The organism is Sphingomonas sp. GW821-FHT12D09 (assembly GCF_058807215.1).
Window position 1 is genome coordinate 1,421,400 of the sequence record NZ_JBXAQL010000001.1, and the last position, 18,048, is coordinate 1,439,447.

Here is an 18,048-nt window from a genome sequence, read left to right on the forward strand (position 1 = left end):
GAAATCGCCAAAAGCGGCAGGAGTCACTGGTTCTCTCCAAGTCGTTCGATGAAGCCGAGCATGGCCCGCAGCGCGATGTCTGCGTCCTCCGGTTCGACATGTTCGGCGGGGTTGTGGCTGATGCCCTGGTCGCAGCGGATGAACAGCATCGCGGTAGGGCACAGCGCGGCCAGGATCATCGCGTCATGTCCCGCGCCGCTGACCAAGCGGAAGGGTGCGACCCCCTGCTCCGCCACTGCGGCTTCAAGCAGATCGGTCAGCGCCGGATCGCAGGGCGAGGCGGCGAGGTCGTTGGTCTTCTGGACCGCAACATCCAGCCCGCGCCGACCGGCGATCGCCTCGATCTCGCCCAGGATCGCCCGCGCCGCAGCGTCACGCCGCGCCTCGTCGCCGGAACGGATATCGACCGTGAACACCACCCGGCCCGGGATCACGTTCGGCGCGCCCGGCGTCGCCTCGATCCGCCCGACCGTCGCCACGAGATCGGAGGCATCGTCCCGCGCGATCCGCTCGATCGCGAGAATCATCTCCGCCGCACCTGCCAGCGCGTCGCGGCGCAGGCGCATGGTGGTGGTTCCGGCATGCCCGGCCATGCCGGTGACGGTCACGACAGAGCGCAGCTGCGCGGCGATCCCGGTGACCACGCCGATGGGCAAGCCCTCAGACTCCAACACCGGCCCCTGCTCGATATGCGCCTCGAGATAGGCGAGCGCGGGACCATGCTTCGCCTCGGCGAAGCGCAGGTCGGAGAGCTCGAACGGCGCCAGCGCCTCGTCGAGCGAAATCCCCCTTGCGTCGCTGACCTCCAGCGCCGCTGGTTCGAGCGTGCCGGCCACTGCCCGGCTGGTCAGCATCGCGGCAGGGAAGCGCGAACCCTCCTCGTCGCCGAACGCATAGATCTCGATCGGAAAGGGCATCCGCCTGCCGGCCGCGCGCAGCGCCGCGACTGCCTCGATGCCGAGCATCACGCCGAGCGGCCCGTCATAGCGGCCGGCGTCCCTCACGCTGTCGATATGGCTGCCGATGATCAACGCCGGCAAGTCGCGCGCGCCTTCGTAGCGGCCGATCAGGTTGCACGCCGCATCGGTGCGCGTGGTCATGCCGGCTTCCTGCATCCAGCCGGCGATGGCGCGCTGGGCGGCGGCATAGGCGGGAGTGAGATAGGCGCGGAACAGCATGTCCGGCGCGTCGCTATAGGGTGCGACGCCCAGCTCGTCGCAGCGCGCGACGGCACGAAAGCCGCCGCTCACCACGCCGTCACCTGCCCGTCGCTGCGCGGATCGGTCGCGCCTTCCAGCATGCCGCCGGGATGCCGCACGATCGCGCCGGCATGGCCCATCGTCGAAGTGAAGGGCGGGAGCAGCTCGACATCGTGCCCGGCGGCACGCAGCTGGTCGTAGAGCGCGGGATCGAAGCGATCCTCCAGCTTCAGCGTGACGCTGTCCGCCCCCCAGGTCTTGCCGAGCAGCCAGCGCGGGCGCGTCACCGCTTCCTGCAGCGGCACGGCGCTCCAGGCATAGCGGCTGAAGACCGCCGCCTGGGTCTGCGGCTGTCCCTCGCCGCCCATCGTGCCATAGGCCATGACCCGCCCATCCGCGAAGCGCGCCAGCGCAGGGTTCAGCGTGTGGAACGGCTTGCGCCCAGGCCTGAGTGCATTCCAGCCACCTTCGGCCAGGCGAAAGCTGCTCCCGCGATTCTGCCAGGTGATGCCGGTGCGCGGCAGGACGATGCCTGATCCGAATTCGAAATAGGTCGACTGGATGCAGCTGACCACCCGCCCGTCGCCATCGGCGGTCGCGAACCAGCAGGTGTCGCCTAGTTGCGAAGGCTGGGGCCAAGGCAGCGCCGTTGCCGGATCGATCCGCGCCGCCATTGCGTCCAGCGCCGCAGGGTCGTCGAGCAAAGCCTGAGGATCGCCCCCCATGTACGCCGGATCGCCGACTTCGGCGTCGCGGTACAGGAAGGCCTGCTTGGTCGCCTCGACCAGCGCGTGGACATGCCCGAAGCTTTCCGGCTCGAACCGGCCCAGCCGCTCGGCCAGTGCGAGGATCAGCAGCGAGGCCACGCCCTGGGTGGGCGGTGCGCTGTTGAACAAGGTGATGCCGTCCAGCACGACGTGCAGCGGTTGCGGCGCCTCGGCGCGGTGCGCGTCGAGGTCGGCTGCGGCGACGGGACTACCCAGCGCCGCCAGTTCCTCGGCAATGTCCGCCGCCAGCGCGCCGCCATAGAAACTGTCGAGCCCCTCCTCGGCGAGATGCCGCAAGGTCGCGCCGAGCGCGGGCTGGCGGAGGACATCGCCCTCCCCCATCGCGTCATAGGTCGCCGCCCAGGCGCCGGGCAGGCCACGCAGCTCCGCGCCCTTGGCGGCGACGATCTCCGCGCCGCCGCGCGTCACCGCCACGCCCGCCTCCGCATGGTGGATCGCCGGGCGCAGCAGCCGGCCGAGCGGCATTGTGCTACCCTCCAGCGCCTTAGCCCAGGCCGAGATCGTCCCCGCCACCGTGTTCGCCGCCAGAGGGCCGCGCGTCGGCACTGCGTCGAGCCCGGCATAGAGGGACAGGTCCGCCGCCGCGGCCGCTCCACCACAGCCATGGATCGCCCGCGTCGTGCCGTCGGGCTCGGCGATCAGCCAGAAGCCATCCCCGCCGATGCCGGTCATGTGCGGATAGACCACCGCCAATGTCGCAGCGACCGCGACCGCGGCTTCGATCGCGTTGCCGCCATCCTGCAGCACCTTCAACCCGGCCTGGGACGCGAGATGATGGGGTGCCGTCACCATGCCGCAGAGCGAACGAATCGAATGCAGCATCTCAGCCCGCCGCCAGCCAGGCGAAGCGCACGACGAACAGCAGCGCGAGGACCAGCAATAGCCAGTCCGACGTAGTGATCTTGCCGCGGATCAGCTTGAGCACCGCATAGGCGGTCAACCCGAAGGCCAGGCCATTGGCGATCGAGAAGGTCAGCGGGATCATCGCCACGGTCAGAAAGGCGGGGATCGCGACTTCGGGATCGTGCCAGTCGATATCGAGCAACGGCGCCATCATGAGCGCCCCGACCAGGATCAGCGCCGGCGCGGTCGCCGCCAGCGGTACCAGCTGGGCATAGGGCGCGACCAGCATCGCGAGGAGGAACAGCACGCCGGTGACGATCGCGGTGATCCCCGTCCGCCCGCCCGCCTGCACGCCGGCCGCGCTCTCGACATAGGAGGTGACCGTGCTGGTGCCCGCCAGGCTGCCGAAGATCGTCGCGATGGAGTCCGCGAACAGGATGCGGTTGAGCCCGGGTACCCGCCCCTTCTCGTCGATCAGACCGGCGCGGCGGGTGACGCCGACCAGCGTGCCGATATTGTCGAACAGGTCGACGAACAGGAAGACGAACAAGATCTCGAACAGTCCCAGGCCATGACTGCCCGACAGGCCGAACACGCCGGCGAGGTCGAGGTGGAAAGCGGTCTGCGTGATCACGCTCAGGTCATAAGGTTGCGGCGTGAAATGCACCGCGCCGGCCAGCCAGCCGATCAGCGTCGTCGCGACAATGCCGATCAGGATCGCAGCGCGCACGCCCCAGGCGGTGAGCGCAGCGGTCAGGACCAGCCCGAACAGCGCCAGCGCCGCGCCGGGCGCCTTCAGGTCGCCAAGCCCCACCGAAGTCGCCGGATTGCTGACGATGATCCCAGCGTTCTTGAGGCCGATAAAGCCGATGAACAGCCCGATCCCGCCCGCCACCGCCGCGAACAGGCTCTTCGGGATCGCCGTGATGATCAGCTGGCGGATGCCCGCAAAGGTCAGCAGCAGGAAGGCGATGCCGGAGAGGAACACGCAGCCCAGCGCGACCTGCCACGGCACGCCCATCGCGCCGACCACGGTGAAGGCGAAATAGGCGTTGAGCCCCATGCCCGGCGCCAGCGCCAACGGGACATTGGCGCTCATCCCCATCAGGATGCTGGCAAAGCCGGCGGCCAGGCAGGTCGCCGCCGCGACCGCCGCGACGGGCATGCCCGCCTGGCCCAGGATCGCGGGATTGACGATCACGATATAGGCCATGGTCAGGAAGGTGGTGAGCCCGGCCAGGACCTCGGTGCGCAAGTCGCTGCCGCGGGCTTGCAGCGCGAAGTGCCGCTCGAGCCTGCCCACGGTTTCGTCCTGCGCCAATCTTTCCCCCTTTCAGCCCGGCCAAACGACCAAGCTGTAATAAAACTGTCATCCACGCAAGGCGGTGGCTCCGATGACTCCATCGGCTTCCAGTCGTGCGGCCAGCGCGAACAGCGTGGCCTCGCCCCCCGGCTTGCCGACCAGCTGCACGCCAAGCGGCAATCCGTCCGGACGCCGCAGCGGTGCGGCGATCACCGGTAGGCCGATAAAGCTCAGCGGCTGGGTGAAGAGGCCGAGATGCGCGCGCGCCGGAACGCGCTGACCGTCCACGCTGATCATCGGGTCATCGATGCGCGGTGCGACCTCGCCCGCGGCCGGCGCGATCAGCACTTCGTAGCGCGCGAACAGCGCTTCAGCGGCGCGCGCGAAGCGGGCGCGAAACGCCTCGGCGGCGAAATATGCGGAGGCAGGCAGCATCGCGCCGGCGATCAGCCGGTCGCGCACCTGCGGATCGAACGCGAGCGCGCGCCTGCGTAGCTCGGGTAGATGCCGCGTGCCGCCCTCCGCCGCGGTCATCAGAAACGCCGCCGATCGGGCTGCAGCGACCTCAGGCAGCTCGACCGTGTCGATCCCGCCGAGATGGGCGGCGAGCGCGTCGATTCCGGCGGTCAGTTGCGCGCAGACATTGTTCGCGAACCACCCGCCCAGCCGCGCGACACGCGGCGCTGCCGGGCCCTCCGCCCCCGCCCCGCCCAGGGCCTGCCAGGCCAGTTTCAGGTCTGCCACACTGATTGCGAACGGACCGATATCGTCGAAGCTGTCGACAAAAGGATAGACGCCATCCATCGGCAAGCGGCCATGCGTCGGCTTCAGGCCGTATACACCGCACAAAGCCGCCGGCACGCGGATCGATCCGTTGGTATCCGACCCGAGGCTGAGCGGCATCAGCCCGGCCGCCACTGCCGCCGCCGATCCGCCCGAGGATCCGCCGGCGATCCGCGCAGGGTCGTGCGGATTGCGAGTGGTACCGAACGCCGCGTTGATCGTCGCGAAGCCATAGGCGAATTCGTCCATGTTCAGCGTAGCGACGAGGATCGCCCCGGCTGCCTCGAACCGGGTGATCGCCTCCGCATCCCTGCCGGCCGGCGGCGCATCGCGCAGCATCCCGGCCCCCGCGGTCGTCGGCAGGCCCGCGACATCGAACAGGTCCTTCACGCCGAACGGTACCCCGGCCAGCGGCCCGGGATCGCGGCCCTTGGCAACCAGGGCATCGACGCGGTCCGCCGCTGCTAGCGCACGCATGTCGAGCACCCGCGTCACGGCCTCGAGCGCCCGGCCCCCTCCGCGCGCCGCCTCGATCGCTTCTTCCGCGAAGGATCGGGCGGTGCGTTGCCCTGTCCTGACAAGATGCGCCGTCGCGACTGCGCTGCGATGCTCGGTCAGCCCGCCTGCTCCTCTTCGGCCGCCCGCAGCACGCCGAGATGCATCTCGATCGCCTCGAGACCCTGGATGACGCCTGGCAGGCAGGCCTTGGGGAGCTCGAGCCCGATCAGGCGCGCCATGCGCACCGCCGGGATGGCTTGGTTTGCCTCCCCGGCAAGCGCAGCCGGCGCATGCTCAGCCATTCCGGCGCACTCCAATTGCGTGCGCCCCGCCACGATCCTGAACGCGATAGGATTTCAGCGCGCGCGGACCCGCCATCAGAACAATGCTCCGGCGCTGGCCTGGATGTCGCTCGCTTCCCTCGTGGGAGAAGACGGCAGCGCAGCGCGAAGGCGCCGCTGAAATAGACATGTTAGGCCGTCCCCTTTTCGAACTGCCCGGCATCCTTCCTCCCGGAAGACTATCAAGGGTCACGGCATATGCAAGCGTGGTGGCGCGGGCCCGATTCCGCGCCCATCGCTCTCACCGGTCACCGCTCTCGGAAGCGCGCGACCTGGAGCTCGCATCGTTCAACATTCCGGATCGGTGCAACGGGAGACGACTTCGCCGTCCGCGGCCCGCGCGACAGCCTCCGAGATCGCCACCGCCCGGGTTTCGGGCTCGCTCGGTGCAGGCGGTACAGCGTCCAGGTGGATTCGACGCCTGCCATCCGGGGTGGCGAGCGTGGCCGACGCCCCATCCACGGCGACCAGCGTCCAGCCCGGCTGGACGACCTCGTCAAGGCCGATCGACCGATCGGTGCCGTCCGCGAGCCGGAACAGCGCCGAGGAACGTGGCCCGTCCAGGACGACGCGCCGCAACTCCGGTGCAGCCAACCTCATGGCAGGCGGCGATGGACTCGCTGCCGCCTGCGGCAGGACGACGACTTCGCCGCTTGCCGGTGGCGCATCGGCGGTGTGGGACAGGAAAGCCAGCAGCGCCGACACGCCTGCCAGCCCGGCGGCCGCCCAGAACCACCGAATTCTCCGTCGCTCCAGCATCGCGATCTCCCGGTGCGAGCGCTCCGGCGGCACATCCGCCGAAGCGCTCGCGTTGGTCATGGCAGGGTGTTGCCGACGCTCACGACATAAACGCGCCCGCGATTGGCATCGATCGCGGTCGGCGCGGCGGCATAGATCACATCCTCGGTCGTCGACTTGAGGATGCCCGAGATGCGCGTCACGCCGCTCTGCGACGGCGCGACGGCGTGCACCGCCCAGGTCGGGCTCTCCGCCGCCATCAGCCCGGTACCCGAGACGGTGAAATAGACGCGCGCGCGCGTGCCGTTATGCGTGGTCTCCACCGCGGCGGGCACATTGTTGTTCGCCGTGTATATCTTCACCTTGTCGGACCATGCCGTGCCGTTCCAGCGGATACGGTACACGTCGAAATTGAGCGCGTTCGTGCCCCCGGCGGTGCGATAGCGATAGGCCATGCTGGGGCGGGCATATTGGTCCACCGTAAGCCCCGCCGCCTGGATGCCGACACCGTCGTTCGAGTTGTTCCACACCTCGCCGGTGCCCAGGCCCTGGAACAGCAGGTTCGGCGTGGCGCGGGTCGCCGGGGCGCTGAGCGCGGTGCCGTTGGCTGTGCGGAACACGCCTGCTGCGACGTCGTACTTCAGGTACGAGCCATAATGGCGTAGCGAGCGCGGCAGGCCATATGCCCATTCGAAGGCGATATGGACGTTACCGGCATCGTCGATCTTGAGATCGTCGGGATAGACGAAATTGGTGTTCTCGCGCGCGAAGATGCCGACCTTGGACCAGCTGTTGGCGGCATTGTTCCAGCGATAGAGCTCGCCCTGGCCGGCGCCGGTGTAATGATTGCGGATGATCAGGTAGATATCGCCATTCGGCGCATCCTCGGCGATCGGATAGGTCGCGCCGACCGTGCCCGGCATCTCGCCGATGCGGCGGAGCATGCCGGTGGGGTCGTTGGGCGCGCTCGAGCGGAAATAGCGCCAGTCGTCGACATGGTGATCGGTCCAGACATGGATATAGCCGTCCCCATCGACCGCGATTGTCGGCTGGTCGTGGCCGACATCGTCCTCGTGGCTCCAGACAGCGCCCGTCTCGTCCTTGAGATAGCCGATCGTCCAGTCGCCGCTGCCGACCTTCACGCCGATCTTGATCTTGTGGGTGCCGGCGGTATCGCCGGGGGCGTTGAACGCGACATAAGTGGTGTTGCCCTTTACCACCATCGGGCGCCACCAGGCGGCGGCGTTGGAGGAGTCGGTCTCGGCCGGCACCATCTCGACGGCGACCTGGGCCTGGACGGTCGCGGGCGTCAAAAGGGCAAGCGGGCACAGCAACGCAGTGCTGGCAATCAAGCGCAAGCGCATGGCATTCTCTCCTGTTTCTTGTGGTTTTGATTACTCGGTACGCGTCTCCTGGATCGGGGCGTTCGGGCGGATCAGCCGCCCTTCAGGTCAATCGAGAACAGCCCGCCGCTGGCGGGAAAGGCTTCGAGCTGGGCCGGGCTGAGCCGCATGCGCGAACTGGTGACGAACAGCGTGTCGCCAGCCAGCGCGACGCTGCTGAGATTGGGCGCGGGCACCGGGACCGTGCGCAGCAAGGCCCCGCCGGGCGCCAGTTCCGCGACGCAGCCGCCGCCCCACATCGCGACCCAGAAATGGCCATTCGGAGCCCGGGCCATGCCGTCGGGCTTGCCGGGTACATTCATGAAGTCGCTGACGATCACCGGCTCGCCTAGCGTGCCGGCGGCGGGATCGGCCGGATAGGCGATCAGCGCGCGCGACAGCGTGTCGATGACGAAGAGCGTCTTGCCGTCCTCGCTGAACGCCATGCCGTTGGGCACGCCGAGGCCCTGTGCAACCCGGCGGGGTGGCGCATCGGGCGTAGGCGCGTGGAAGATCGCGCCGCGGCCCGCCAGGATCGCCTTGTGCATCGTACCGCCCCACAGGCCGCCGGCGGGGTCCACCGTCATGTCGTTGAAGCGGCAGCCCGGACCGATGTCCGCGCTGGGGCCGGCAACGCCCTCCAGAACGCAGAAGCCGCTTTCGAGCGTACCGGCGATGCGGCCGTCGGGAAGCGGGGCGAGGCCGAAGGCCGGCTGCTCGGTGATCTGCTCCGCGACATGCCCCCCGGCGTAGCGATAGATGCGGCGGCGGACGGGATCGGTCCAGGTGACCGCGCCCTCCTGCACGACCGGGGACTCCCCGATAATCGCTCCCGGATTGCAGAGCAGCCCGGCGCGCGGGGCGTGCCGGATTGCGCGGATCAGCGCGCGGGCACGGGCGCCGACTTCCTCCGCCGAGCGGCCGGGCTTGTAGAGGTCGGAGCCGATCCCGAAGCCGGCACAGCCCGCCTCGCGAAGCGCCGGGATGTTCGCCGGTCCCACCCCGCCGACCGCAAGCAAGGTCACGCCCGCCGGCAGCACGGTGCGTAGCGCGGCGATGTCGCATTCATGTCCGGCAGCCGGGAAATATTTGAGGTGGCGTGCACCCGCGGCAAGCGCGGCAAAAGCCTCGCTCGGCGTGGCGCAGCCGGGCAGTGGCACCAGGCCAAGCCGGATCGCCTCGCCGATCACTTCCGAATTGGTGCTAGGCGAGACGCAGAGCGCCGCACCGCACGCGGCGAGCCGGCGGACCTGATCGGGATCGGTGACGGTCCCTGCCCCGATCGCCATGCGATCGCCGAACGCGCGACAGAGCAGCGCGATCGTCTCGAACGGATCGGGCGAATTGAGCGGTACTTCCGCCACGCGGATGCCAGCGTCGAACAGCGCACCGACCACCGCCACCGCCTCGTCGCTGCGCAGGCCGCGCAGGATCGCGACGATCGGCAGTTCGGCCAGGGCGGCGTCGAGCCGGGCGACGGCGCCCTCGTGCTTCATCCGACTGCGGCCCGGTGCAGCGCCCGGAAGCCGAGCAGGCAGGCGCGGCGGGATTCGACCAGCTCGGTCTCGATCCCGACCGAGCCGAGCGCCGACGCGTAGAGGCGCGATAGCGGGCCATTACCGATCAGCGGCACCGTGCCGGCGCCCATGTTCGGGAAGGCCGCCAGTGCATCGGCGATTTCCGAGCCGATCAGCAGCCCGCGGATGTAGGAGGCGGCATCGGCGCGGACGAGTTCGCCACGGATCACGCGGGCGCGGGCACCGAAGAGCAGGCTCGCCAGGCCAAGCCCGCCCGCCCTGCCGCGCACCACACCGTCCAGGAAGGCCGGGCCGTCCGCCGCTTCACCCTCGACGATCGAGGCGAGCAACCCTTGCGCGGTCAGCCGGTCGAAGATCTCCCCCGACATGGCCGTCAGGAATTCGCCGATCCGGCCACCCTCGCGCCGCACCCATTTGGTGTGCGTGCCGGGCAGCGCCGCGACGCCGTCGCCAGGCGCCAGCGCCATCAGGCCGAGCAGCTCGGTCTCCTCGCCGCGCAGGATGTCGGGCGCACCGTCGAACGCGCGGCGGCAGGCGATGCCAGGCACGATGCGCACCGGCGTGTCGCCGATCTTCACCGGGATCGCGGCACGCGCCAGGTCCGCTATACCGGCCGGCGCTTCGGCATAGGGTGCCTCGGCCCAACCGATGTTCGAGCCGATCATGCCCGAGGCGTAGATCGCACCATGATCGGGCCAGCGCGCGGCGAGCATCGCCATCACTTGGACCATGCCTTCACGGCTCAGCCCCGCGACGCCCCTGGCCGCGACGATCTCGTCGAGCACGCTACCGTCGCCGGCGATGCGCCAGGCGCGGAAGTTCGAGCTTCCCCAGTTGACGCCGACGATCTCGGCATCAGCGGCGTGTGACACTTGCACCCCCGTCGATGGAATGGATGGCGCCGGTGATCCAGCTGGCACGATCGGAAGCGAGGAACAGCGCCAGTTCGGCGACGTCCTCCGGCGTGCCGAGCCGGCCGAGCGGGTGGCGCAGGACATTCCGCGCACGCGCCGCCTCGGAATCTTCCGTCCGGTCGAAGGACTGGCGCAGCAAGGGCGTGTCGATCGAGGCGGGGGCGATCGCGTTGACCCGGATCGCATCGGGCGCGAGTTCGAGCGCGGTAGTGCGGGTCAGACTCTCGATCGCCGCCTTGGACGCGGCATAGGCGGCAAGCGTCGGCGTCGCGAACCCGGCATTGATCGAGGAAAGCAGCAGGATCGAGCCCCCGCCCCGCGCCCGCATCATCGGCACGGCGTGGCGCATCAGCCGCACCGCGCCGATCACATTGACGTCATAGATGTCGGCCCAGGCGGCGGGATCGGTGTCGATCGCCCCGCCATGCACCGAGATGGCGGCGGCGTGGACGAGGATGTCGACCTCCTCCAGCCGCGCCACCGCTTCCGCCACGCCGGCATCCGAGCGGAGATCGGCGACCAGTGCCTCGTCCGCATCGGGTGCAGGCTGGAGATCGAGCCCGGCGACCCGTGCCCCGGCAGCGCGGAAGTGCCGGGCAATTGCCGCGCCGATCCCGCTCGCGGCACCGGTCACCAGCGCCGTGCGGCCGGCAAGCTCGTTATCGCTCAACTCTCGATCTCCCCCTGGCAGGCCAGCGTCAGAATTTGACGCTGACGCTCGCCTTGTACATGCGCCCGAAGAACAGGTTCGTCCGGAGCGCTTCCGAGGAGCCGTCATAGGTGCGCTGATGCTCGTTGAGGAGGTTGTTCGCCTCCAGGTTCAGCGAGAAGTTCTTCGAGATGTCGTACCGGAAGGTTGCCGACAGATCGGTATAGGCATCGTTGTAGATGCCGGTGTTCGCCGCCGAGAGGCTGACCAGATAGTCGTCGCGCCAATTGTATGCGACGCGCAAGGACACCGGGCCCTTCTCGTAATAGCCGACCAGGTTGAAATTGTTCTTCGACAGGCCCGGGAAGGCGAGCGTGCGGCCCACCGCGTCGCGGATCGGCGTCGAGGAGTCGATATACGAATAGGTCGCCACGATGCCGAGGCCGTCGAGCGCACCGGGCAGGAAGTAGAAGGGCAGCTGGAGCAGCGCCTCTACGCCCTTCACCTTCGCGCCGTCGCCATTGATCTTGCGGTTGATCAGATAATTGACGTTGTTGAAGACCTCGGGGCTCTGCTTCGCCACGATGAAGGTCGAGACGTCCTTGTAGAAGGCGCCGACCGAGAACAGCGCCTGGCGACCGAAATAATATTCGAGCGAGGCGTCGAACTGGTTGGCCTTGAACGGATCGAGGCCCGGTGCGCCGCCGCTGCCCGTACCGGGCGAGGTCTGCACGCCGCCGACGAAGATCGCGGTGTTGTTCAGCGTCACGCCGTTGTTGAGGTCCGCGGTGTTCGGGAAAGCGACGACCTTGGCCGCGCCCAGGCGCAGGATCAGCCCGTCGGACACGTTCAGTTTGACCGTTGCCGAGGGCAGCCACTCGTCGTCCGTGCGCAGATAGGTGGTGGGCGTGACTGCGCCGGTGGCACCGATCAGGTTGCCGATCGAGGTCATGTCGCGGTGCAGATAACGCACGCCGATATTGCCGGCGAGATCGAGGCCGCCTTCAATGCCGAAGTCGAGCTTGGCATAGCCTTCGGTGAAGTTCTCCTTGATCCGGTAGGTGCCGGCGAGCGCGGTGGTAGTGCCGGTCGGATTCAGGCAGGCGGCCGACTGCGAGACTGCCGGGACCGTGGTCCAGACGCTGCAGCCCCCTGCGATGCTGTCGTTCGCCGCCAGGAAGCTGCGCGCCAACCCTGCGAAATCGCCCTGGGCGAAATCGGGGTTGGAATGCAGCGTCAGATATTGCGAGAGCGTGGTCGCGACGATGCCGCCGGTCGGGCGGATGTCCGCCAGCGACGGCGTAACCCGCGTGTCGAGCTTCTGGTAGCGCACGCCGATGTTCAGCTTGTCGATGAAGCCCTCGCCCAGCTTCATGCTCCAGTCGGTGCGCGCGGCGGTCGCTTCGGTCTTCGCGCGATAGAGATTGTCGAACAGGATGGTGAAGCGCAGCTGCGCCGGGTTGCTCAGGTCGATTCCGCTGATCGTATAGGCGCCGAGATCGCCCTTGGAGAAATCGAAGGTCGTGCTGGGCGTGATCGTAGTGAGCGGCTGGAGGCGGAGGTAATTCTGGTCGTAGCTCGAGGTCGAGCGGTTGTACGACACTTCCGCGCTCGCCTTGACCCGGTCCGTCACGTCGAAGTTGCCGTGCAGCGCCGAGGACCAGGTATCCGCCTTGGTATAGGCGAACTCGCTGTTGGTCAGCACGGGCGCCGACGAGGTGCCCGAGACCAGCACGTTGTTCGCCGAATAGGTCGCGTTGGTCAGCCCGGTCTGCGGATTGAACGAGATCCAGTAGCGTTCGCGGTCCGAGATCAGCTTCGAATAGAAGCTGTCGAGCGTGATCTCGACGCCCGCCGAAGGCCGCCACTGGATGACGCCGTCCAGGCCGAACTTGGTGCGCTTCTCGTCGATTTCCTCCGGGCGCACGTCCGAGTGGCCGAAGCGGGTGATGCCGCCCGAGACATACTGGGTGTAGCCCGAAAAGGTGTCGAGGCCCTGCTGTGACAGGCGGCGGCGGCCATAGGAGGCCGAGACCAGCACGCCGAGCGTGTCGTCCGCGAACTTGTGCGAGACCAGGCCGAACAGCTCGTAGCTGGGCTTCTCGGTCAGCGTGTCATAGCTGGCGCCGGCACGGGCGGCGATCTGGTTGGGTCCGTCGAGCGGCTTGCGCGTCTCGATGTCGACGATGCCGCCGAGTGCGCCGGCAACGTCGTCGGCGCCGGCGAGCTTGGTCACTTCCAGCCGCGCGATCAGCTCGGAGGGTACCAGCGAGAGGATGCCATAGGTCGAGCTGCCGAGCTGATCGAGGCCGACGCCGCCGCGGCCGGTGGCGTCGACGATCTCGCGACCGTTGAACAGATAGACGTTCTGGCGAAGGCCGCGCACCGAGACGTTGGTGCCTTCGGCGATGCCGCGATCGACCTGGATGCCGGAGACGCGGGCGAGCGATTCGGCGACGTTGCGATCGGGCAGCTTGCCGATGTCGTCGGCGACGATCGCATCGACGAACTGGATCGCGTTGCGCTTGATGTCGCGCGCCGCGCCGAGGCTCTGGCGGATGCCCGTGACAATGATGGCGCCGTCATCCTGCGGCGCGGGATCGGCGGCCTGCTCGACAGCCTGGGCAGGCGCCGAGTCGGTCTGCGCCATTGCCGGCGCGGCCAGCACGGCTGCCGATGCGAGAATGGTGGACACCAGCAGATGCTGGACGGTGCGATTCTTCATATCCTCTCCCCTTATCAACCTGGCGGTTGGCGGGCCCGGCTTTATGCCTTTGGCTTCCGCTTAACGTATCTACTAAAGCAACAATATCGATCGCGCAACACCCTCAATCACAGAGCGCATTCCCGTGACAACAGGGCAACACCGCGGTTGACAAGGATCATTCCACAAGCGCATACGACACATATAGCAACAAAATACTTCGGAGGGGATGTGAACCAGCTGCAAGGCGTATTGCCGATTCTGCCGACGATCTTCACTGCCACGGGTGCGGTGGACGAGGCGGGCATGCGCCGCGTGCTCGACTATATCGTCGCCGCGGGCGCGCAGGGCGTGGTCTTTCCCGGCCTCGCCAGCGAATATGACATGCTGAGCGTCGAGGAGCGCCTCCACCTCACCGCGCGAATCGGCGAATGGCTGGGCGGGCGCATCCCGTTCGTGGTCGGGGGCAGCACTGGCGATACCAAGGAAGCCATCGCCTATGCCGAGGCCGGCGCCCGCGCCGGCGCATCGGCCGCGATGATCCTCACCCCCAAGACCTTCGCCGATAACGCGCAGGCGATGGCCGACTTCTTCCGTGCCGCGCATGAAGGCTCGGGCATCGCGATCATGCTGCAGAACGCCCCTGCCCCGATGGGCATCGGCATGCCGCTCGAGGCGGTCGCCGAGCTCGCGCACCAGGTCGCGGGCATCAAATACGTCAAGGAAGAAGCCCCGCCCTCGGGCCAGCGGATCACGCGGCTCACCGCGCTGGCGGGCGATTCGCTCGACGCGGTGTTCGGCGGCGCCGGCGCGCGCTATGTGATCGACGAACTGGCCCGCGGCGCGCGCGGCACCATGCCGGCCTGCGAGATCACCGAGCTGCACGTGCGCATGCTCGCCGACTATGCCGCGGGCGAGGAGGACAAGGCGCGCGACCTGTTCGAGCGCACCCTCCCCCTGCTCAACATGCAGGCGATCTTCCGCTGGCGGCTGACCAAGGCCGTGCTCCAGCGCCGTGGGCTGATCGAAAGCACCCATGTGCGCGCGCCCGGGCCCGAGCTTGATCGCCATGACCAGGCAGAGCTGGACGCACTGCTCGCCCGGCTGGCAGACCTGCTCCCGCTCGAAGCACCCCAGGGAGCCCTTGCCTGACCATGCGCATCGCCGCGATCGACACGTTCATCGTCACCGTCCCCCGCGACACGCCCTATCTCGGGCCGCTCGCGGAGGGCGAGCGGGTGAACGCGCGCGGCTATATCGTGCGCAAGGGCAATGGCACGATCTACCCCACCGTCGACCGCTCGATCGTGGTGCGCGTCACCACCCAGGACGGCAGTATCGGCTGGGGAGAGACCTATGGCATCTGCGCGCCCAGGGCGACGTGCGAGATCGTCAACGACCTGCTCGCGCCGGTGCTGATCGGCGAGGACGTCACCGATATCGGCGCGACCTGGGACCTGCTCTACGGGCTGATGCGCGTGCGCGGCGCCTGGGGCGGCTTCCATGTCGACGCGATCGCCGCGATCGACATCGCGCTGTGGGATCTGAAGGGCAAGGCCGAGGGCAAGCCGGTGCGCGACCTGATCGGGCCGAGTGCGCACCCGACCATCCCGAGCTATCTTTCCGGACTTCCGGCGGCGACGCTCGACGATCGCGTGGCGCTGGCGAAGGATTGGCAGGCGCGCGGGGTCGATGCGTTCAAGTTCGCCGCAGTGGTCAGCCATGAAGGAATCGTCGCCGAGATGGCGGCGCTCCGCCAGGCGCTCGGCCCCGGTGCCGAGATCCTGATCGACCTGCACTGGAAGTTCGGCCCAGCAGAGGCCGCCGCATTGATCGAGAAGCTCGCAGCGTACCGTCCCGGCTTCGTCGAGGCGCCTGTGAAGCCCGAGGACATTGCCGGGCTCGCGCATCTTGCCGCGACCAGCCCAGTGCCAATCGCCGCGGGCGAGGAATGGGTCACCGAGTACGAAGCGACCAACCGCCTCGCCGCCGGGCCGCTCGCGTACATCCAGCCCGAGATGGGCCATACCGGCATTACCCAGTTCGTCCGCATCGCCCGCATTGCCGCCGCCAAGCGCGTCGCGGTGGCGCCGCATGCGACGGTGGGTACCGGCATCTTCCTTGCCGCCAGCCTCCAGGCCTCGGCGACGATCCCGGGCCTGTGGAAGCATGAATGGCAGCATTCCGTGTTCGAGCGGAACCTGGTGCTGCTCGATACCGACATGGGCCATGGCGAGTCGGGCTATACCCTGCCCTCCGCGCCCGGCCTCGGCGTCGCGCCCAATGCGCGCTTCTGGGAACATGCAGAGCAGGTTTCGTGAGCGAGTTGGCGGCCCGCACGGCCGGGTGCATAGGATGCAACCATGCGCGCTAAACCCAATGCCCAGCCCAATCAGAGCCTGATCGACGGCATCGCCACGCTCCAGGCGCTCGCCACTTCGCCCGAGCCGGTCGGCTGCCGCGAGCTGGCGCGCCGGCTCGATGCCGATCCGACCAAGATCAACCGGCTGCTCAAGACGCTCGCCTATCTCGGCATCGCCCGTCAGACCGCGAACCGGAAATACACCGCCGGCGCCGGCATGCACGTGCTCGCCGCGCAGAGCCTGTTCGCATCGGGCCTGATCAATCGCGCGCTGCCGGTGCTCGAGGGTCTGCGCCGCTTCGGTCACACCGTCGCACTCGGCGTGCTGTGGGGAGATAGCGTCAGCTATCTGTTCCATGCCCCGCCGGGCATCGAGGCTTCGCGGGGCCTGGGCCGTATCGGCCTGCTCCCCGCCACCACCAGCGGCATCGGCATCGTCCTGCTCTCCGAGCTCGACGACGACGAGGTGCGCGACATCTATCGCGACAAGGAAATCCCGATGTTCCCCGAAGGCATCGAGCAGCTGCTCGCCAAGCTCGCCGAGGTCCGGCGGCTGGGGTACGCGCGCGTCCATGTCGCCGACGAGCGCGACCATCATGTCGTAGCGGTCTCGACCGGCGACCCGGCGCATGCCGGCATCGCGCTGTCGGGCTGGATCCCGGAGAACGGGACCGAGCCGCTGGTCGCCGCGCTGCGCCAGGCCGCGCCCGAGATCGGCGGCTGAATGTCCGCACCCGCTGCGACCGCCGGCGAGACTGCGCCGCCGAACCCGCTGCGCTGGGCGATCCTGGCGCTGCTCTTCGCCTCGACCGTGCTCAACTATGTCGATCGCCAGACGCTTTCGATCCTGGCGCCGATGGTCCAGCGCGACCTGGGCATGGACGACATCGGCTATGCGCATGTCGTCCAGCTGTTCCTGATCGCCTACACGATAGCCTATCTCGTCGCGGGCTGGCTGACCGACAGACTGGGAACGCGGATGGCGCTGGCGCTGTTCGTCGGCTGGTGGTCGCTCGCCAACATGGCGACGGGATTCGTGCGTAGCGCCGGGGCATTGGGCGGCGCGCGCGCGATGCTCGGCCTTGGCGAGGCAGGCAACTATACCGCCGGCCCCAAGGCGGTCTCCGAGCATTTCCCGCCGCGCGAACGCGGCTTCGCCTTCGGCACCTATACCGCCGGCGCGATGGTAGGCGCGACGATCGCGCCGCCGCTGATCGGCTGGCTGGCGCTGACCTATGGCTGGCGTGCGGCCTTCGTCGCGACCGGCGCGCTGGGCTTCGTCTGGCTGATCGCCTGGCTCGCAATCTATCCGCGCCGCAAGGAAGCCCGCGAGGCTGCCGAGCCGACGCCCTGGCGCGCGATCCTGCGCGAAAGGCCGCTCTGGGGCTTCGCACTCTCCCGGATGCTCGCCGACCCGGTCTGGTATTTCTACCTGTTCTGGTTCCCGAAGTACCTCGCCGACCAGCGCGGGCTCGACCTGGCGACGATCGCCGTCACGGCATGGATCGTCTATCTGGCAGCCGATATCGGCAGCATCGGCGGCGGCATATTCTCGGGCCAGCTGATCAAGCGCGGCATGACGCCGCCGAACAGCCGGCTGGTGGGCATGGGCGTGGCTGCGCTGCTGGCGCCGGCAGGCATGCTGATCGCGACAGGGCCGGCGATCCAGTTCGTCTTCGCGCTCGCCGCGCTGGTGGCGTTCGCGCACCTGATCTTCCAGATCAACATCAGCACGTTGGTGGTGGACCTCTACCCGACCCGCGTCGTCGCGACCGTGTTCGGCATCGTCGCGGCGGGCAGTGGCCTTGGCGGCATCTTCTCGACCCAGCTGGTCGGCCACCTCGCCCAGTCGGGCAATTATGCCCAGATCTTCCTGCTGATGGGCTGCCTGCACCCGGTGGCTGCATTCATCGCCTGGCGCGCGCTGCGCAGCCAGCCCCGCTCGGCGCTCCGCCCCGATTAATGTAAGGGCCGATCCTGCCTTCGATCAATTCCGTCATCCCCGC

General features: G+C 68.4%; 15 protein-coding genes. 4 read left to right on the top strand and 11 right to left on the bottom strand.

Annotation, left to right across the window (positions count from 1 at the left end; translation table 11 throughout):
* Window positions 1–23 precede the first annotated feature (23 nt).
* The 11 genes from AC1RPL_RS06360 to AC1RPL_RS06410 all read right to left on the bottom strand — a co-directional run bounded on the left by AC1RPL_RS06360 (window position 24) and on the right by AC1RPL_RS06410 (window position 13,701).
* Window positions 24–1,253, bottom strand: a complete 1,230-nt coding sequence (locus tag AC1RPL_RS06360; protein WP_493068408.1) for an allantoate amidohydrolase — start codon at window positions 1,251–1,253, stop codon at window positions 24–26.
* Window positions 1,247–2,809: a gamma-glutamyltransferase family protein gene (locus tag AC1RPL_RS06365; protein ID WP_493068409.1), complete on the bottom strand. Its 1,563-nt coding sequence runs from the start codon at window positions 2,807–2,809 to the stop codon at window positions 1,247–1,249. The genes AC1RPL_RS06360 and AC1RPL_RS06365 overlap by 7 nt, the downstream gene beginning before the upstream one ends.
* A 1-nt stretch (window position 2,810) precedes the next feature.
* The gene (locus tag AC1RPL_RS06370) at window positions 2,811–4,151 is read right to left on the bottom strand and encodes an NCS2 family permease (protein ID WP_493068410.1); all 1,341 of its coding nucleotides are present in this window, start codon (window positions 4,149–4,151) and stop codon (window positions 2,811–2,813) included.
* Window positions 4,152–4,199: 48 nt separating this feature from the next.
* Window positions 4,200–5,534, bottom strand: a complete 1,335-nt coding sequence (locus AC1RPL_RS06375; RefSeq protein WP_493069093.1) for an AtzE family amidohydrolase — start codon at window positions 5,532–5,534, stop codon at window positions 4,200–4,202.
* Window positions 5,531–5,716 carry a hypothetical protein gene (locus AC1RPL_RS06380; RefSeq protein WP_493068411.1) on the bottom strand — a complete coding sequence of 62 codons (186 nt, stop codon included), beginning with the start codon at window positions 5,714–5,716 and terminating at the stop codon, window positions 5,531–5,533. Before AC1RPL_RS06380 ends, AC1RPL_RS06375 begins: the two co-directional genes overlap by 4 nt.
* A 327-nt stretch (window positions 5,717–6,043) precedes the next feature.
* Window positions 6,044–6,574 (bottom strand): hypothetical protein, encoded by a 531-nt coding sequence (locus tag AC1RPL_RS06385; RefSeq protein WP_493068412.1) that lies wholly within the window; start codon window positions 6,572–6,574, stop codon window positions 6,044–6,046.
* Window positions 6,571–7,857: a BNR-4 repeat-containing protein gene (locus AC1RPL_RS06390; RefSeq protein WP_493068413.1), complete on the bottom strand. Its 1,287-nt coding sequence runs from the start codon at window positions 7,855–7,857 to the stop codon at window positions 6,571–6,573. Before AC1RPL_RS06390 ends, AC1RPL_RS06385 begins: the two co-directional genes overlap by 4 nt.
* Window positions 7,858–7,928: 71 nt before the next feature.
* Window positions 7,929–9,371 (bottom strand): 2-dehydro-3-deoxy-6-phosphogalactonate aldolase, encoded by a 1,443-nt coding sequence (locus tag AC1RPL_RS06395; RefSeq protein ID WP_493068414.1) that lies wholly within the window; start codon window positions 9,369–9,371, stop codon window positions 7,929–7,931.
* Window positions 9,368–10,285, bottom strand: coding sequence for a 2-dehydro-3-deoxygalactonokinase (locus tag AC1RPL_RS06400; RefSeq protein WP_493068415.1), 918 nt, complete (start codon window positions 10,283–10,285; stop codon window positions 9,368–9,370). The genes AC1RPL_RS06395 and AC1RPL_RS06400 overlap by 4 nt, the downstream gene beginning before the upstream one ends.
* On the bottom strand, window positions 10,269–10,997 hold the full coding sequence (locus AC1RPL_RS06405; RefSeq protein WP_493068416.1) for an SDR family NAD(P)-dependent oxidoreductase: 729 nt from the start codon (window positions 10,995–10,997) through the stop codon (window positions 10,269–10,271). Before AC1RPL_RS06405 ends, AC1RPL_RS06400 begins: the two co-directional genes overlap by 17 nt.
* A 28-nt stretch (window positions 10,998–11,025) precedes the next feature.
* The gene (locus tag AC1RPL_RS06410) at window positions 11,026–13,701 is read right to left on the bottom strand and encodes a TonB-dependent receptor (RefSeq protein ID WP_493068417.1); all 2,676 of its coding nucleotides are present in this window, start codon (window positions 13,699–13,701) and stop codon (window positions 11,026–11,028) included.
* A 210-nt stretch (window positions 13,702–13,911) separates the two neighbouring features.
* Between AC1RPL_RS06410 and AC1RPL_RS06415 the strand changes: the two genes are divergently transcribed.
* The 4 genes from AC1RPL_RS06415 to AC1RPL_RS06430 are packed head-to-tail and all read left to right on the top strand — an operon-like array spanning window position 13,912 to window position 18,005.
* Window positions 13,912–14,832 (top strand): dihydrodipicolinate synthase family protein, encoded by a 921-nt coding sequence (locus AC1RPL_RS06415; protein WP_493068418.1) that lies wholly within the window; start codon window positions 13,912–13,914, stop codon window positions 14,830–14,832.
* Window positions 14,833–14,834: 2 nt separating this feature from the next.
* Window positions 14,835–16,001 (top strand): mandelate racemase/muconate lactonizing enzyme family protein, encoded by a 1,167-nt coding sequence (locus tag AC1RPL_RS06420; protein WP_493068419.1) that lies wholly within the window; start codon window positions 14,835–14,837, stop codon window positions 15,999–16,001.
* Window positions 16,002–16,043: 42 nt separating this feature from the next.
* The gene (locus AC1RPL_RS06425; RefSeq protein ID WP_493068420.1) at window positions 16,044–16,766 is read left to right on the top strand and encodes an IclR family transcriptional regulator; all 723 of its coding nucleotides are present in this window, start codon (window positions 16,044–16,046) and stop codon (window positions 16,764–16,766) included.
* Window positions 16,767–18,005 (top strand): MFS transporter, encoded by a 1,239-nt coding sequence (locus tag AC1RPL_RS06430; protein WP_493068421.1) that lies wholly within the window; start codon window positions 16,767–16,769, stop codon window positions 18,003–18,005.
* Window positions 18,006–18,048: the final 43 nt, after the last annotated feature.

Coding starts and splice junctions, on each gene's coding strand:
- AC1RPL_RS06365 (WP_493068409.1), bottom strand. CDS start 2,809: ATGCTGCATTCGATTCGTTCGCTCTGCGGCATGGTGACGGCACCCCAT.
- AC1RPL_RS06380 (WP_493068411.1), bottom strand. CDS start 5,716: ATGGCTGAGCATGCGCCGGCTGCGCTTGCCGGGGAGGCAAACCAAGCC.
- AC1RPL_RS06385 (WP_493068412.1), bottom strand. CDS start 6,574: ATGACCAACGCGAGCGCTTCGGCGGATGTGCCGCCGGAGCGCTCGCAC.
- AC1RPL_RS06390 (WP_493068413.1), bottom strand. CDS start 7,857: ATGCGCTTGCGCTTGATTGCCAGCACTGCGTTGCTGTGCCCGCTTGCC.
- AC1RPL_RS06395 (WP_493068414.1), bottom strand. CDS start 9,371: ATGAAGCACGAGGGCGCCGTCGCCCGGCTCGACGCCGCCCTGGCCGAA.
- AC1RPL_RS06410 (WP_493068417.1), bottom strand. CDS start 13,701: ATGAAGAATCGCACCGTCCAGCATCTGCTGGTGTCCACCATTCTCGCA.
- AC1RPL_RS06420 (WP_493068419.1), top strand. CDS start 14,835: ATGCGCATCGCCGCGATCGACACGTTCATCGTCACCGTCCCCCGCGAC.
- AC1RPL_RS06425 (WP_493068420.1), top strand. CDS start 16,044: ATGCGCGCTAAACCCAATGCCCAGCCCAATCAGAGCCTGATCGACGGC.
- AC1RPL_RS06430 (WP_493068421.1), top strand. CDS start 16,767: ATGTCCGCACCCGCTGCGACCGCCGGCGAGACTGCGCCGCCGAACCCG.